The following is a 12,907-nucleotide window of genomic DNA, read 5'->3' as shown; positions in this document are numbered from 1 at the left end:
TTTTAAAAGGCGAAAAAAATAAATTTACAGTTTTATACGGCCATTCCCTGTTCCTGCTCTTTTTCTTTGCCTTTATTTACTTGCAGTGTCTGCTCAAGTTTCGGTTCCTTTAAAAATTGTTCCCGCTTTTCCGGTTTACCGTTTTCCTGGAAGAAGTTGATCTGGCGGAAACGCGGCGCTGCTTCAATATGCAATTTGATTTCTTCGCCGTCTTTAACGGTGGTAACCAGCGGACGGTTACCATTTTCAATAGATGCCATTAATGATTCCAGTTTTTTAGGGTCACCCAATTCTTTGATGTGGTATTTTTCCAGCGCCTCTTTGGTAGTAAACCCATAAGAGGGTACATGGTATTGGTTAGTTTGATAATTTTGATACCTGTCTTTTGGGCTGTCCATATCCAGCTTGATCCAGGCAGCGTAAGGCTGTCCCCCTAAGTTTAACAGGTCATCACGGTAAACCGAACGTCCCTGTATCAGATTGGCCGCTTGGTCAACGGTGAAGCCCCTGCCTCGTTCTACGAAAAAGGTTTGTGTCTGCGCAGGTGTGCGGAAAGTACGCTGGAAGTCTTTTTCCACGTATTCCACTTTACCTGCTTTCATCTCGGCCAGTTCCGTAGCGTGCGCGGCGTCTTTTCCGGCCGCCAAACGGCTGTCACCTTTTTGGTCCTTGAAAAAGCTGATCGCATCGCTCACGTTTTCAAAAGACTTGGTAAGGTTCTTGCCAGGTTCTTTCTCATTGCGAGTAATGATAAAATATTTATGTCCCTCTTCCAAAGCCTTACCTGTATTTAAGGCTACCGCGAACTTGTTCAAATAATAGTTGTCTGACTGGCCGGACTGCCTGAAGTGAGCGGTCACATCCACCTGTCCTTTATTGCCTTTGAGTTGGTCGGCTACGGTAAACTCCGGTAAGCCTTTCTCCATTTTTTGCTGTGCTTCCTCAATGGCTTTCTTACTGAAACGCAGGTCTTTCATTTCGTTTTGGATGTTCTCTAAATTGTTCCTGTTCATATCAATTTTGTTTATGGTTAATGAATTTGCTTGTTTTATTTCTTCCAGTAACTGGTCAACGTGGCGGTAGTAAATGGGGTAGTCCGCATCCCCCGGCAGGTAATTATTTCCTGCTGCATTGTCCAGGTATTCCAAAGCCTCCCCGAGTTTTTCAAACAAACTCAATTGGTGCGGCTGTAATTCCATATCCTGCGGCCGCAATTCAAATACGACATGGGGCATCCCGACATCTTGTGCATCTTCCAGTAGGCTGATAATTTTTTCTGCATATTTGGTTTCGAGCCGCATATCAGTTTTTGTTAATGCGAAGCAGCACGGTTTCACCACCTTTCAACTTCACCCGTATTTTTCGAACTTTCCTGCCGAACAAACCTTTGGCTGCCGAGATACCCGCTGTCGCCGCCTGCGTCGATAGGCTGTTGTCCATGCTCAAAAACTGCATATTTTCGAGCGCCCCGTCTGCGCCGCTGCCCGCCGCCTCGCCCAATTCCGCTTCCGGCGCCGCAATGCCCGCCATGCCGTCCAGCGAAAACATGGTGAAATTGACCGGGATAATCGCCGTTCCTAAACGGATATTTTTAATATCAAGTAAGAGGCGCTGGTTGGTAATGTTGCAAGAGCCGAATACAGTTTGTCCTTTAGGAATTTTGATCCCGTTGATTTTGATGGTATCCTGTAAACGCAATTTGACCACGCCTCCTGGAGCCAATTTCTGGTTGCCGTCAATAATGGCAGGAATAGCTTTAAATGCGCTGTCCGTAACGGTTGCTTTAACCGTTTTTTGCTTATCCTTTGCCAGTGATGGGTTTTGGATTTGCATGATCTTATCAAGCATCGTATTAAGTTGCTGCATTTGGGGATCTGGCGCGCTGCTTTGCTGTTTTTGTTTGAGTAGCCTTTCCATCTTTTCTAAATCAGCCGATTGATCGGTTGAAGTATAATTGGGTGATGGCCGAGTGCTGACTGGTGCCGACTGGCTGATCTGCCGGTTAATTTCAGCTAACCGCTGATTGATCTTCGTTTCGCTTTCTGCTGTGCTATTTACGGATTTACCGGTTGCTTTGTGGAAACTGGCCGTATCCCAACCCAATGCAGAAAATGCCCCTGCTGCGGAATGCGACCTGGCCGAAGCGGAATCACGCTGCGCTTTGTTGTACAGGCTCATTTTGTTGGCACCTTTATCCTGCTTTAATTGTGCGCCGGGCAGTTCTGTATTGATGCCTTTACTGACCGCCGCCGTTTGCGCCTCTGCATTGCCTTTGCCGCCGCCGAGCGCAAAAAAACCTAATGCCAGGAAGGGCAGTGCCAACAGCGGCAGGAACAGTAATAGTTTTCGTTTTCTTTCTTCTTGTGTCGTCATTTTAATATTGTTTTTTCGATGAATAATTTGTTTTTAATGGCTTTCAAGACGGCTTCGCCGTTAAAAGTGAATAATGGCTTTAATAAAAATGAACAGGCAAAACCCGCCGAACAAAAGGCAAAACAGGAACAGGGCCGTCAATTTTGAGGCGTGGTTCCAATACTGTGTTTTGCGGTTAAGGTAACCGGCTACCTGGGTTTGCCTCCGATGTATGTATCCGGCGACTTGCGTGGCCAAAGCATTTTCCCGATGCTTTGCCGTACTTGCTTTTTTTCTTTTAAATAACCTCATGGCTGTGTGGCTTTAGTTTGTTCGTCGTTGTTTTGCAGTATCTGCCAACCTTGTATTAAAAAACCGTGTGGGTTATTGTCCGTTTCAGTTTTAAGGTCGCTGATCTTTCCTTGTGTAACCAACTTTCGGGTAACGGTGCTGGTCGCCCTGATCAATTTTTCAGTAGCATAGCACGTAAAAGCATAGGGATAGGTATTCAGGTCTAAACTAATACTGTCCACTTTCACCTGCTGGTTAATGTTAGCTGAGATGAGGTTATTGAAGTAACCCGCCTCTTTCAGATTATCATAGGCCGTTTTAGCGCTGCCGTCTGCTAAATACAAGGCTCTGGTAATAGTGGAGTCAATCTGCTTATCATCCGGCACCAGCGTAAAGAAATCCTCGTGAAAGGTTTTGATGTGGTCGCGTAATTCGACAGGCAGGTTGGTTTTGCGGTCTGCCGCTATGGCTTCCAGTACTTTGCCGTTATATAGGATATGCACCCGGTTCTGTGCCTGATTTGCAAACTGGTAGCTTTTATAGATGCCAAAACATAGCGTAGCCACATTGGCCAGTATTAAAAAAATGCTGAAGGTTTTGATATGCTTAAAAGCCGTATCGATATTTTTGAATTGCTGAAACATCTTATTTGCCCTCCAGTTTGTTTTTTTGATGGTTACTGCCTCCTCCGCGATAGCCCTCCCTAAAGTCGGCAGGCGCGTTTAAGATATTGCTTCTTGTCTGTTCGCCACGTTCGCTTATCGCCGCTGCTACACCGGAAGCCGCGCTAATAGTTGTTGCCGTAACACTGGTTACCCTGTTCAGTAAACCATTCCCGCCGTGGGCATGTATCACATAATTAGCTACGCTTGGTACGGAGAAATAACCCACAATTCCAATGCAGAGAAATATGAGGTAACACGTATCCGTCGGACTGAAAAACGTGTCCCCGGCGCTTTGTATCTGCGAAATATCCAATTGTAGCATTTGCTGCTGCACCTGCCCGATGATGCTGCCGAAGATATTGGCGATAGGCAGCCATAGAAAGATATTGATATACCGGGCTACCCATTGTTGCAGCGAATGTTGTAATCCGTCAAACACGGCGAAGCCAAATACCAACGGCCCTAATATGGCCAGGATGATGAGGTAGAACGTCCGTATCGTATTGATGCAAAGAATAGCGGCGGCATATAAAACCTGCAAAATTTCCGACATCCATTCTTTAATGTTGTTCTTGAAATTGTACATGTTCTTATCCATCCAAAATTTCACATCATTGCCCAAACTCGAAAAAGTGCCCTCGTTCTGGTCGTTAGGGTCATCAGGATGCGTGTATTTGTACCACTTGTCACGGTCGCCGTTCCCATCGTCGCCAACATACATTTGATAACTACTGCTGTTTTTTATCGCGTCTTCTTTTTGTTTCAATAGCAAGGCTATACTGTTGTTGCTGTTGGTCACCATATTTTGGGTAGTTGACACAATCGGTTGCATGACACCGTTCATCAGCGCAATCACCATTGGGAACAGCATTATCGCGATGCCCAAAGCGAAAGGGCGCAACAGCGGGTAGAAATCCAGCGGCTCGGCCTGCGCAATTTGCCGCCATACCCGTGAGGCGATGTACCACAAGGCCGCAAACCCCGCTATACCTTGCGCGGCACCTATCAGGTTGCTGCACATGGGGATCATTTGATTATAGACGTTATTCAATACCGGCTGCATCCCTTGCAGACTGGTTGTAATATCCTGGGCCTGGCTTAAATGCGGTAAAGCAAGCAACAACGCCAGGCCCCCTAAACCCCTAAAGGGGGAACTATTAAAGATTTGTTTCCATTTCATACTAATACAGTTTTTGCAGGGTGTTAACATCATTTTGTTCTTTCTCTCTTTGCAGTTGCAGTACCGCTACCTCGGTATTGAAATGGCGTAGGAAAACCAGCTTATTCTGCGTGTCCCCGTAGATATGGTCAATGGCCTGTAAGCGTTCCGCATCGCTCATGCGCAAGTTTCCGGCGGTGATCACGTTAGCCAGGTTGGTCAGGTTATCCACGCTTTGGCTCAACAACTGGCTGAATACGCCGTTCATATAAACCAGTTCCGTCGCGCTGAAGTGGCCGCTGCTGCTGAACTGCTTATAAGCTGCTTTGTATTCGGATACGATACTGGCCTGCGCTGAAATAATGTCGGCTATCCGCCCGTACTTCCGCACTTCGGGGCTAATAGCCATCAGGCTGTTTAAAAAAGAAGAGTGTAGGTTAAAGTTTCCTTCGGATATATCCTTAACCTCGCCATAGCCTTGTGTAAGGATGGTATAGCCGGTTTCCATATCGGATAGTATCGCTTTAAATTGGGTAAGCTTTTCAATGTCCATCAATAATTGCTGTACGTCCTGTGCTGTAGAAGCCTGCGCATTCGCCTTTTCGGGGAATAAACCAAAAGTCAAAAGCATACAGGTTAACAGCCCGATGGTTAGTTTTTTAGTTAATTCCATAAAGCTTGTTTAAGGTCTGTGTTTCGTTACTGTCCTGGTTTCTTTGGGCCGCCATAAGCCTGACGCTATTACAAAAGCTTTGCGTAAACTGGTATTTATCCAACATAGCCGCCTGTACATTCCGTATCTGCTTCAGCCGCTCATCATCACTCATTTGCAGGGCGCCATTTTTTAACACGCTGTTTAATTTGTCCAGGTCTTTTGCGCATTCATTAATGATATTTTGCACGACTGTTTGAATATAACCCCGCTCATCATTGGTTAAGCCTGCCACGTTTTGAATCGCATTTAACATCCTGATAATGCTTTGCTGCTCTGTTGCAATGGAGCTAATGTCCGGGCTGCTTTTGACCTGTGGGTTAACATTACTTAGCGAAGTGTAGTAGCTTTGGTGCAGGCCAAATTCGCCGTTTTTAAAATTGCCGATGGATGTCCATTCGCCTTTCAGCATATTATATCCCTGCCGGATGGAAGTTTCACAGGCATTTAGCGCGGCGATTTGCTGGGTTAGATATTTGATCTGCGTTTTGCCTTGCGAAAACCACTCCGCAAAAGTTTGCGCGTAGCTATGCTGAAGGCACAAAGCGGAAAGCACAAAGCAAATTAGTATTGCTTTTAGTTTTGGTCTTTTACTTTTTTGCTTATTCGATTCCATAATATTTTTTTAAGGTGAGTACTTCGTTTTCACTCTGCGCTTTTTGCAAGCTGAGCATTTCGTTCTGCGTGTTGAATTGTTGCAGGTCGCTATAATTCGTATCCATGTGATCGGCGGCCTTATTGATGATTTCCATTCGTTTGGCATCCGGCATTTGTGTTTTATTAGCATGGATTACCGAAAGTATCTGGTCAAGGTCGTTAACGCTTGCCTGCAAAATGCCCGAATAAACATTAGTCATGTAAGACAATTCTTCAGCCGTGAAATGCTTGTCATTTTTGATGAGCGCCCATGCCTGGTTATAGGAATTGACAAGGGCGACCTGTTTTTGCGATAAGTCGCTGATACGGGAATAATAGGCTATTGCCGTTTTGATGTTCCATAATTCCTGGTAATACTGGCTGAACAAATCTTTTTGTTGTTGCGACCAGCTTGATATTTCGTTTAGCTTCAGCTTGGACAGTTGGTTTTCCAATGCTTTCTGCGCATTTTGCAACCATATCGTTTGGTTCTGCATTCGCTGCACCTCCAAGTCAATAGCGCGGATCACGCGGCCAACTGTAGAGGAAATGACCGAGCCGACGACAAGCTGTGCATCCGCACCTTTGGGTATAGATACAAAGACAGTCACTGCCGACACGGGTAAAATGACCATGTATTTTTTCATAATTTCTTTAATTTTTGACACAATAGCCTCCTTATATGCCGCATTCGCGGCATATCAAATTGTATTGGTGAATAATTTTGTTAATTGATCTTTTGGTAACTGGCTTGGTTAATCAGCAACAGTTTTTTATCTGTATCAAAGCGGAATATCCTGCCGGTAGTCACTTCGTCTAACTCCTGTTTATTACTATCCCAAACTGAGTTTAGTATTTCTACTTTTTGATGTTTAGGCAATAATTTACCCTTCCTAATGGCCTGGTAGCCAGTACGCCGGGTGATCTGGTAATTGTAACCATCCGCTTGCTTGATAACTAAGGTATCATTGGCAACGGCGTATTCGCCTTTGGCTGAATTGACATAAGTGCCTGGAATAAAATCCTGCGTTTGATTCTTTTTGCTTTGGCAGGCAGCTAATAGTAATAAGGCACCAACCATTGATTTGAATGTTGCTTTCATAATTTTAGTTTTTATTAGTGAGTTCCATAGCCAGCATGGCAATACCTTTTTGTATGCCGCCATACTTCTTTGCGTACTGTTGTACTTTAACTTTCTCGCTTTCTTCGGTTGTATAGGCCAAATATTCTGTGAGGCTTACTTCTGTCCGGTAAACTTTGCTGTACTGGCCGCCCAAAGAAATAAATACCTCTTTGTATTTGCGTTTGGGGTCATTGGCCCTGTTCATCGAAAGTATCTGCGCCTTTTCCTTTTCTGTGAGGCCCAACAGTTCCTGTATTGCGTCAAACTTGTTCTGGTATTTGCTTTGGTCAAGCAGTATTTTGCAATCGCTGTTATTGATAATGGCCTGTTTAACGATAGGCGAAGAAATAATGTCTTCTACTTCCTGTGTAACTACGATAGCCTCACCAAAGAATTTCCTAACCGTTTTGAACAGGTACTTAATGTACTCCGCCATGCCGTCTTTGGCGATGGCTTTCCAGCATTCCTCAATAAGCAAAACCTTTCGGATGCCTTTTAGCTTGCGCATTTTACTAATGAACATCTCCATCAACACCAGGGTTACCACCGGGAATAAAATCGGGTGATCTTTGATGTTGTCCAATTCTATAACAATAAACGGTTGGTTAAGCAGGTCGAGGTTTTCACTGGCGTTTAACAGGTAGTCAAATTCGCCGCCCCGGTAGTAGGGGTTCAGCACATAAAGAAAGTTCCCGATGTCAAAATCCTTTTCTTTCACCTTGCCATCCTCCAGTACCTGCATGTATTCTTCCATCAGGTATTCGTAGAAAGTATTGAAGCAAGGGAAAATATCGGGGCGTTTGGTTAACTGGTCAAAATATCCCGTTAACGCATTGGACAGGGCCACATACTCGCTGCGTTTAAAGGGTTCATCATCCTTCTTCCAAAGCGCCAAAAGCAGGGTTTTGATACTTTCCTTTTTCTCGGTGTCCAGCACGTCACCCTCGGTAAGATAGAACGGGTTGAACTTGATCGGGTCACTTTCCGAATACGTAAAATAATAGCCGCCCACCAGGTCGCATAAGCCTTTATAGCTATGGCCTACGTCCACCAATACCACATGCGCCCCTTGTTCATAGTAGCTTCTAATCATGTGGTTAGTGAAGAATGATTTACCGCTGCCGCTCGGCCCTAAAATAAATTTGTTGCGGTTGGTGGTATAGCCTAACCTCATAGGCTCGTCGGATATGTCCACATGCACCGGATTGCCGGTTAAGCGGTCGCCCATTCGCATACCAAAAGGGCTGATACTGTTACGATAGTTGGTTTCGAGGTTAAAAAAACAGGCGGCCTGTTCAATGAACGTATCGAAACTGTCGTTCATCGGGAAATCCGCTTCATTGCCCGGCATTCCAGCGAACCATATTTGCGCTGCGCCATCGGTTTCCTGTTTCGCGATAGCATCCATTTGCGCCATTGCCGAACTCACAAGGTTTTTCAGGTCTTTGACTTTATTTTCATTATCCGACCAAGCCAGTAGATTGAAGTGGGCCTTAACGGGCGGCCGTTGTTGCCCGATTGCTTCGTTCAGAAAATCATTGACAGCATCCCGTGATATGGCGTTTTCGCGGGAATAGCCTGACAGGGATTGTAAACGCAATTTTTTAGCTTCTAAACGTTTGATTGTCTTTTGCCCGTCCTCAATAAAAATGTACTGGTTTAAAATATGATTACAGGGTAACAACTGACCCAATGGTGATGCAAAGCCAATACTGAATTTGGTGCGGTCGGTACTGTATTTATCGTAATTGATACGGCTACCGCAAAGTGCAGGCAGGTCTTCTACATCAGAAAGGGTATAGAGTTCGCAATGATTTTTGCCAACCCTGATCTCATCTTTGAGGTGTATATCCTGTATAACCGGATTCCCTTCGGCAGCGCCTAAAAAGCAATAACGTTCAATAATACCGGCCCGTTCCGCAGTACCTGCCAGTTCATCATCATCCAGTCGATTTAGCGTAACAAAACCACTATCTGTCAATATGCGTTCAAATTGCCCGGCGCTATCCAAAAAATCCTTATACAATACGGGATTAACGGTTTGTTGCGGTACAATGCTTTTGCGCAGGATATTGCTGTAAGCTGAACTTGCTAATTTCCGGTCTTTTGGTTTTTGAGTAAGGAAGATGTAGCAAAGATGCTCAAGGCATTCACGTTCATTAAAAAAACGTTCGCTTGAACGGGAAAGAAAACTTTTGCCGGCCTTTTCAAAATCGGCTTTGTAGCTGCTTTCGGTAAACCAATCCTGTTTATGGAAGACACTGCCCTGCGGTAATAAGCGGACGGCTTTAACCCATGCCTGGTGATAGGCTTCATAGTCCCGGTCGGAAAGGGTAAATATCTCCGGCAGGCTGACTTTATAGGCTACAGTAATATCGCCGTTCGCGGATAATATCGCACCGTTTTCGACTTTGGTTAGGGGCAATATTTTATTAATTTCTATTCCCATGATTCGATTGTTTTAAATTGATAAATACTTGCCTTGAATTGCATTTAATAAATTCCGGCAGTTGTTTTTTGGCGAAGTGTTTGGACAAGCCATGTTCACCAAACCGGTGGCTCAATCGGAACACGCTAAAGAATAAGGCCGAACCTAACCCGACGATCAAAGGCAGGATAACCCAAAGGCTTAATCCGCAGATATATAGGATAGCAAAGCTGATGAGCAGCAAAACCAAACCGATAGCCAGGTAAGCGATATACTGCGCTTTGAGGCCCTTAAATACAATTGGTTTTGATACGCCTTTATTGATCTGGTAAACTGACATATGCCCTAAGTTTTATAAGCCGAAGAATGATTTTAATACAGTTGCCACAACGACTAAGAACACGCAAGAGCCAAACCAGGCCGCTGCTACTTTGTTGGTATCCGGTTCACCAGCGTTCCATTTATTAAAGACTTTAATGGCACCGATGATACCGACTACAGCACCAATGGCATACATCAGGTTACAGCCGCTGTCAAAGTAACCTTTGACCTGGGTAGTGGCTGCGTTGATGCCACTGTTACCGTCCTGGCCGAAACAGTAATTGATGGTTACCAATAGAGCGGTAAACATGAGCGTTTTTAAAAGGGCTTGTTGTTTCGGCGTATAGGGGACGTGGTTGGTGAAAATTAAATTCACTGCTTTTATGTAGGATTTTATTGATTTTAACATGACAGAAAGATTTTTTTATGATTAGAGATTATTGCCACAAATTGTCCAGTTCTTCATCTGAGATCGGGAAAAGCACGTTTTCGCGGATGTAGTCATTAAGCGCCTGCTGGTTGGCTGTGCCTTTGATGCTATGGTACTTCGTGCTGACTAACCCGAACAAGGAAATGAAATCCTGTTTGGTGCCTTGCTGCGTTTCCAGGATATGAAAGATACTTTTCAGTTCTTCCAGCACATCAGGAATGATGCTTTGTTGCCGTTCGCGCACCTCATCAGCGCCTTTCTGTTCAGTTGCTGTGTCCCAACTTTCTCCGGCTTCTTGCTCCGTTGCCGCATCGCTTATCCGTGGTGCAAAACCGAATTGTGCCATACTTAACCTCGTCATTCCCTCGGGTAAAGCAGACTTGCCCATCAAGTCATCTTCGCCACCTAAAGGATTGTCTTCAAAATCTTCGTCCCAGGCATGTCTCAAAGGCTCCGACGGGGTGCTATCCTTGTTTTTACCATTTAAATAATCCTGTATCTTGTGATGATAAAACAACAAGATAATGACAGTGTACCAGATGATACTGAGTACTAAGGCAGCAACCAAAAATTGCTGCCATGTAAAATATTTTAACATAATTTTTGTCTTTGTCCTGCCGCTCCATTGCGCCAGGATTACAAAAGCAAAGGTTGCCCGACTGGAAATTTTTGATTAGGTAAGCCTCGGTAGTACTGTTAAATAAGTAATAACTGATTTAAATACAGCACTTTAGTCTTCATCGCTAATTGCGGAGTTGTTCTTTTTCTTGCCAGTTGGCACGTATTCATCCTCGTTCTCCATTTTCAAGTTGAGGCTGTCCCGCATTTCGTTTAGGTAACGGGTACGGCTTAACCTTTTTCTTTTTCGTAACTCGGCAAACCGTTTGGCGGGGATACCGATATTGACATGAAAGGTTTCCTCCAGCCACCGGAAGATTTCACCCAAACCGGCGGTGCCGTTATTGAGTTTACCGGTATAATAAAACCCTAAACCAATTTCGGCCAGGTCAATGGTATCACCTGTCCAGTTCATTTCTCCGGGATGTAAGTTCCCTGAGAGTGTTTGCGGATCAATACTCCTTTTTTTCAGAAGGAGTAGTCTTTCCAATACCCATTCCTTTAGTGCTTCAAAAGCCCGGAACTTGGAAAACAGGTAATCGCAACTGGTAGAAAATTCGGGGTCAAGGTCGGGTACTTCCGGGAGCAATATGCTTTGCATTTCTGCACCCCTTACAAAATACAGGTTGTCCAACTCATCCGCATTAAGGCGGTAATATTGGTAGAGAAAAGCATACTGACGAAAAAAACGTTCGATAAACAACAATTCCTGTTCGAGAAAACTTGCCTGTTTGTCCGCATCCCCATACGGCAAATTGGTTTCAATGTTGTATAGCTCGGTGTAGTAAATTTGCCATTGGTAAAAGGAAGGTTTGATATTCTTGAAAATGGGGATTTCTTCCGTTTTATTTTTGAATTTAAGGTCGCTAACATGCAACCTTAACTTTTTCAGTGCCTCGCGGATAAGTTTTAGCACCATTGTCAATCTTTTTAAAGGGTCCTTGATCTGGGAACAAACTTGTTCCACATCGTTTTCCAGTTGTTTAAGCAATCGGTTAGAAATTTCCTGAATCATTGGATATTACAGATTATAGTAAATCCCGCTACGCCCGTTCACTGGCAACAACTCTTCACATAAGCAGGAGATTTGTAATTTTTTCCCATATAATTGGTTTAAAATAGATCCATAAATAAATACAGGTCAAAATTAAATAGCTACTCAAGTGGAGAAAATACCTAATTAGTGTATTTTTAATACCTATTAAGTGGTATTTTTAGGGGATTTTAGTAGGAAAATTAAAATACGCGAATACTTTGCAGTTTGTGGATCAAAGTTGACCTATTCTTCACGCCGGTTTTGCGAAACATATTATAGATGTGTTTTTTAACGGTTTCTTCTGAAATAAACATTTTGTCAGCGGCTTCCTTATTTGTCAATCCTTTATAAAGCATCTGTACAAGGTGGATTTCAGTCTTAGTTAAATGGAAATGCAGGCAATTATCTTGGAATATTTCCAGGCCTGTACCGTCAATTGTCACATTTTGCAATAGTTGGTATTCAAGCCTTGCCCGTTGAATAGATTTCAGAATAAATAAGGTGCTAATGATAACAATACCTGTATTCGTAAATAAGACTTCCATAAGCTGACTTTCTTCTACAAGTCCAAAAAAAGCCAATGAAAGCCAGGGAGTAACCGCGCAATACATTGCGATTTCCTCCAGGTATTCGTTTCTATTCCTGTCCGCTTCATATTTTTTTCGGATGGCCCGGAACATTACCCAAAGTAATACAACCGCATAAATGAATGGCACTATCATGCCAAATCTGATATCAACATTGAGTTTGCCATTTATAGCGTAAACAATTACAAAAAAGATAAAATAAGGAAGCATGAGGAACAGAGGCACTCCATATAAAGCGTGCCAGCGCAATGATTTTAAATCAAAAGCCTTAAAAAAATATAAAGGGAAAAAAGAGGCCATTAAAAATCCGCTGCCATAAGCAATCATTTCCTGGGTGGAAATAGGTATATCAATCTTAGGATCTGGAAAAAGACCTCCGGTTATATTATAAAACTGAAATAGGAAAAGTAGTAAAAGGTACCATAAACGGATTTTATCCTGGGGACGGAATAAGTAATAAAAGATTTGGAAAATGAACATGCAAAATTCAAGCACTATAAAAATAAAAGTGACAATGTGAATTTGCGTTCCGAATACCAGCATTGTTGT

At 43.6% G+C, this 12,907-nt stretch carries 15 protein-coding genes; all 15 read right to left on the bottom strand.

Going from position 1 to position 12,907, the window contains the following annotated elements; all coding sequences use genetic code 11:
• Window positions 1-32: 32 nt before the first annotated feature.
• Window positions 33-1,301, bottom strand: a complete 1,269-nt coding sequence (locus tag ABD772_RS05555; RefSeq protein WP_345101579.1) for a hypothetical protein — start codon at window positions 1,299-1,301, stop codon at window positions 33-35.
• Between the two features lies 1 nt (window position 1,302).
• A complete protein-coding gene (traM, locus tag ABD772_RS05550; protein ID WP_345101577.1) occupies window positions 1,303-2,373 on the bottom strand; it encodes a conjugative transposon protein TraM in 1,071 nt (356 codons plus the stop codon).
• A gap of 60 nt (window positions 2,374-2,433) precedes the next feature.
• On the bottom strand, window positions 2,434-2,664 hold the full coding sequence (locus tag ABD772_RS05545; RefSeq protein WP_345101575.1) for a hypothetical protein: 231 nt from the start codon (window positions 2,662-2,664) through the stop codon (window positions 2,434-2,436).
• Window positions 2,661-3,287 carry a conjugative transposon protein TraK gene (gene traK / locus ABD772_RS05540; protein ID WP_345101573.1) on the bottom strand — a complete coding sequence of 209 codons (627 nt, stop codon included), beginning with the start codon at window positions 3,285-3,287 and terminating at the stop codon, window positions 2,661-2,663. The genes ABD772_RS05545 and traK overlap by 4 nt, the downstream gene beginning before the upstream one ends.
• A gap of 1 nt (window position 3,288) precedes the next feature.
• The gene (gene traJ, locus ABD772_RS05535; RefSeq protein WP_345101571.1) at window positions 3,289-4,488 is read right to left on the bottom strand and encodes a conjugative transposon protein TraJ; all 1,200 of its coding nucleotides are present in this window, start codon (window positions 4,486-4,488) and stop codon (window positions 3,289-3,291) included.
• A 1-nt stretch (window position 4,489) separates the two neighbouring features.
• Window positions 4,490-5,140, bottom strand: coding sequence for a TerB family tellurite resistance protein (locus ABD772_RS05530; RefSeq protein WP_345101569.1), 651 nt, complete (start codon window positions 5,138-5,140; stop codon window positions 4,490-4,492).
• Complete coding sequence (locus ABD772_RS05525; protein WP_345101567.1) at window positions 5,127-5,795, bottom strand: hypothetical protein; 669 nt, start codon at window positions 5,793-5,795, stop codon at window positions 5,127-5,129. The genes ABD772_RS05530 and ABD772_RS05525 overlap by 14 nt, the downstream gene beginning before the upstream one ends.
• The gene (locus ABD772_RS05520) at window positions 5,782-6,462 is read right to left on the bottom strand and encodes a conjugal transfer protein TraI (RefSeq protein WP_345101565.1); all 681 of its coding nucleotides are present in this window, start codon (window positions 6,460-6,462) and stop codon (window positions 5,782-5,784) included. The genes ABD772_RS05525 and ABD772_RS05520 overlap by 14 nt, the downstream gene beginning before the upstream one ends.
• An 80-nt stretch (window positions 6,463-6,542) precedes the next feature.
• Window positions 6,543-6,917, bottom strand: a complete 375-nt coding sequence (locus ABD772_RS05515) for a hypothetical protein (RefSeq protein ID WP_345101563.1) — start codon at window positions 6,915-6,917, stop codon at window positions 6,543-6,545.
• Window positions 6,918-6,921: 4 nt separating this feature from the next.
• Entirely contained in the window at window positions 6,922-9,387 is a 2,466-nt protein-coding gene (locus tag ABD772_RS05510; protein ID WP_345101561.1) for a TraG family conjugative transposon ATPase, read from the bottom strand.
• Complete coding sequence (locus ABD772_RS05505) at window positions 9,371-9,706, bottom strand: DUF4133 domain-containing protein (RefSeq protein ID WP_345101559.1); 336 nt, start codon at window positions 9,704-9,706, stop codon at window positions 9,371-9,373. The genes ABD772_RS05510 and ABD772_RS05505 overlap by 17 nt, the downstream gene beginning before the upstream one ends.
• A gap of 12 nt (window positions 9,707-9,718) precedes the next feature.
• Complete coding sequence (locus ABD772_RS05500; RefSeq protein ID WP_345101774.1) at window positions 9,719-9,997, bottom strand: DUF4134 domain-containing protein; 279 nt, start codon at window positions 9,995-9,997, stop codon at window positions 9,719-9,721.
• A 127-nt stretch (window positions 9,998-10,124) separates the two neighbouring features.
• A complete protein-coding gene (locus ABD772_RS05495; protein WP_345101557.1) occupies window positions 10,125-10,715 on the bottom strand; it encodes a hypothetical protein in 591 nt (196 codons plus the stop codon).
• A gap of 132 nt (window positions 10,716-10,847) precedes the next feature.
• Window positions 10,848-11,654, bottom strand: coding sequence for an RteC domain-containing protein (locus tag ABD772_RS05490; protein ID WP_345101556.1), 807 nt, complete (start codon window positions 11,652-11,654; stop codon window positions 10,848-10,850).
• A gap of 317 nt (window positions 11,655-11,971) precedes the next feature.
• Window positions 11,972-12,901 carry a helix-turn-helix transcriptional regulator gene (locus ABD772_RS05485; protein WP_345101554.1) on the bottom strand — a complete coding sequence of 310 codons (930 nt, stop codon included), beginning with the start codon at window positions 12,899-12,901 and terminating at the stop codon, window positions 11,972-11,974.
• Window positions 12,902-12,907 lie beyond the last annotated feature (6 nt).

The sequence above is a fragment of the Mucilaginibacter panaciglaebae genome, from assembly GCF_039539265.1.
GTDB lineage: Bacteria > Bacteroidota > Bacteroidia > Sphingobacteriales > Sphingobacteriaceae > Mucilaginibacter > Mucilaginibacter panaciglaebae.
Note: the sequence above shows the minus strand (reverse complement) of the source record. Positions and strands in the feature narration are given on the sequence as shown.

What these genes read in the sequence shown, in the direction of transcription:
- ABD772_RS05555 (WP_345101579.1), bottom strand. Translation starts at nt 1,301, where the DNA reads ATGCGGCTCGAAACCAAATATGCAGAAAAAATTATCAGCCTACTGGAA.
- traM (WP_345101577.1), bottom strand. Translation starts at nt 2,373, where the DNA reads ATGACGACACAAGAAGAAAGAAAACGAAAACTATTACTGTTCCTGCCG.
- ABD772_RS05545 (WP_345101575.1), bottom strand. Translation starts at nt 2,664, where the DNA reads ATGAGGTTATTTAAAAGAAAAAAAGCAAGTACGGCAAAGCATCGGGAA.
- traK (WP_345101573.1), bottom strand. Translation starts at nt 3,287, where the DNA reads ATGTTTCAGCAATTCAAAAATATCGATACGGCTTTTAAGCATATCAAA.
- traJ (WP_345101571.1), bottom strand. Translation starts at nt 4,488, where the DNA reads ATGAAATGGAAACAAATCTTTAATAGTTCCCCCTTTAGGGGTTTAGGG.
- ABD772_RS05530 (WP_345101569.1), bottom strand. Translation starts at nt 5,140, where the DNA reads ATGGAATTAACTAAAAAACTAACCATCGGGCTGTTAACCTGTATGCTT.
- ABD772_RS05525 (WP_345101567.1), bottom strand. Translation starts at nt 5,795, where the DNA reads ATGGAATCGAATAAGCAAAAAAGTAAAAGACCAAAACTAAAAGCAATA.
- ABD772_RS05520 (WP_345101565.1), bottom strand. Translation starts at nt 6,462, where the DNA reads ATGAAAAAATACATGGTCATTTTACCCGTGTCGGCAGTGACTGTCTTT.
- ABD772_RS05515 (WP_345101563.1), bottom strand. Translation starts at nt 6,917, where the DNA reads ATGAAAGCAACATTCAAATCAATGGTTGGTGCCTTATTACTATTAGCT.
- ABD772_RS05510 (WP_345101561.1), bottom strand. Translation starts at nt 9,387, where the DNA reads ATGGGAATAGAAATTAATAAAATATTGCCCCTAACCAAAGTCGAAAAC.
- ABD772_RS05505 (WP_345101559.1), bottom strand. Translation starts at nt 9,706, where the DNA reads ATGTCAGTTTACCAGATCAATAAAGGCGTATCAAAACCAATTGTATTT.
- ABD772_RS05500 (WP_345101774.1), bottom strand. Translation starts at nt 9,997, where the DNA reads ATGTTTACCGCTCTATTGGTAACCATCAATTACTGTTTCGGCCAGGAC.
- ABD772_RS05495 (WP_345101557.1), bottom strand. Translation starts at nt 10,715, where the DNA reads ATGTTAAAATATTTTACATGGCAGCAATTTTTGGTTGCTGCCTTAGTA.
- ABD772_RS05490 (WP_345101556.1), bottom strand. Translation starts at nt 11,654, where the DNA reads ATGGTGCTAAAACTTATCCGCGAGGCACTGAAAAAGTTAAGGTTGCAT.
- ABD772_RS05485 (WP_345101554.1), bottom strand. Translation starts at nt 12,901, where the DNA reads ATGCTGGTATTCGGAACGCAAATTCACATTGTCACTTTTATTTTTATA.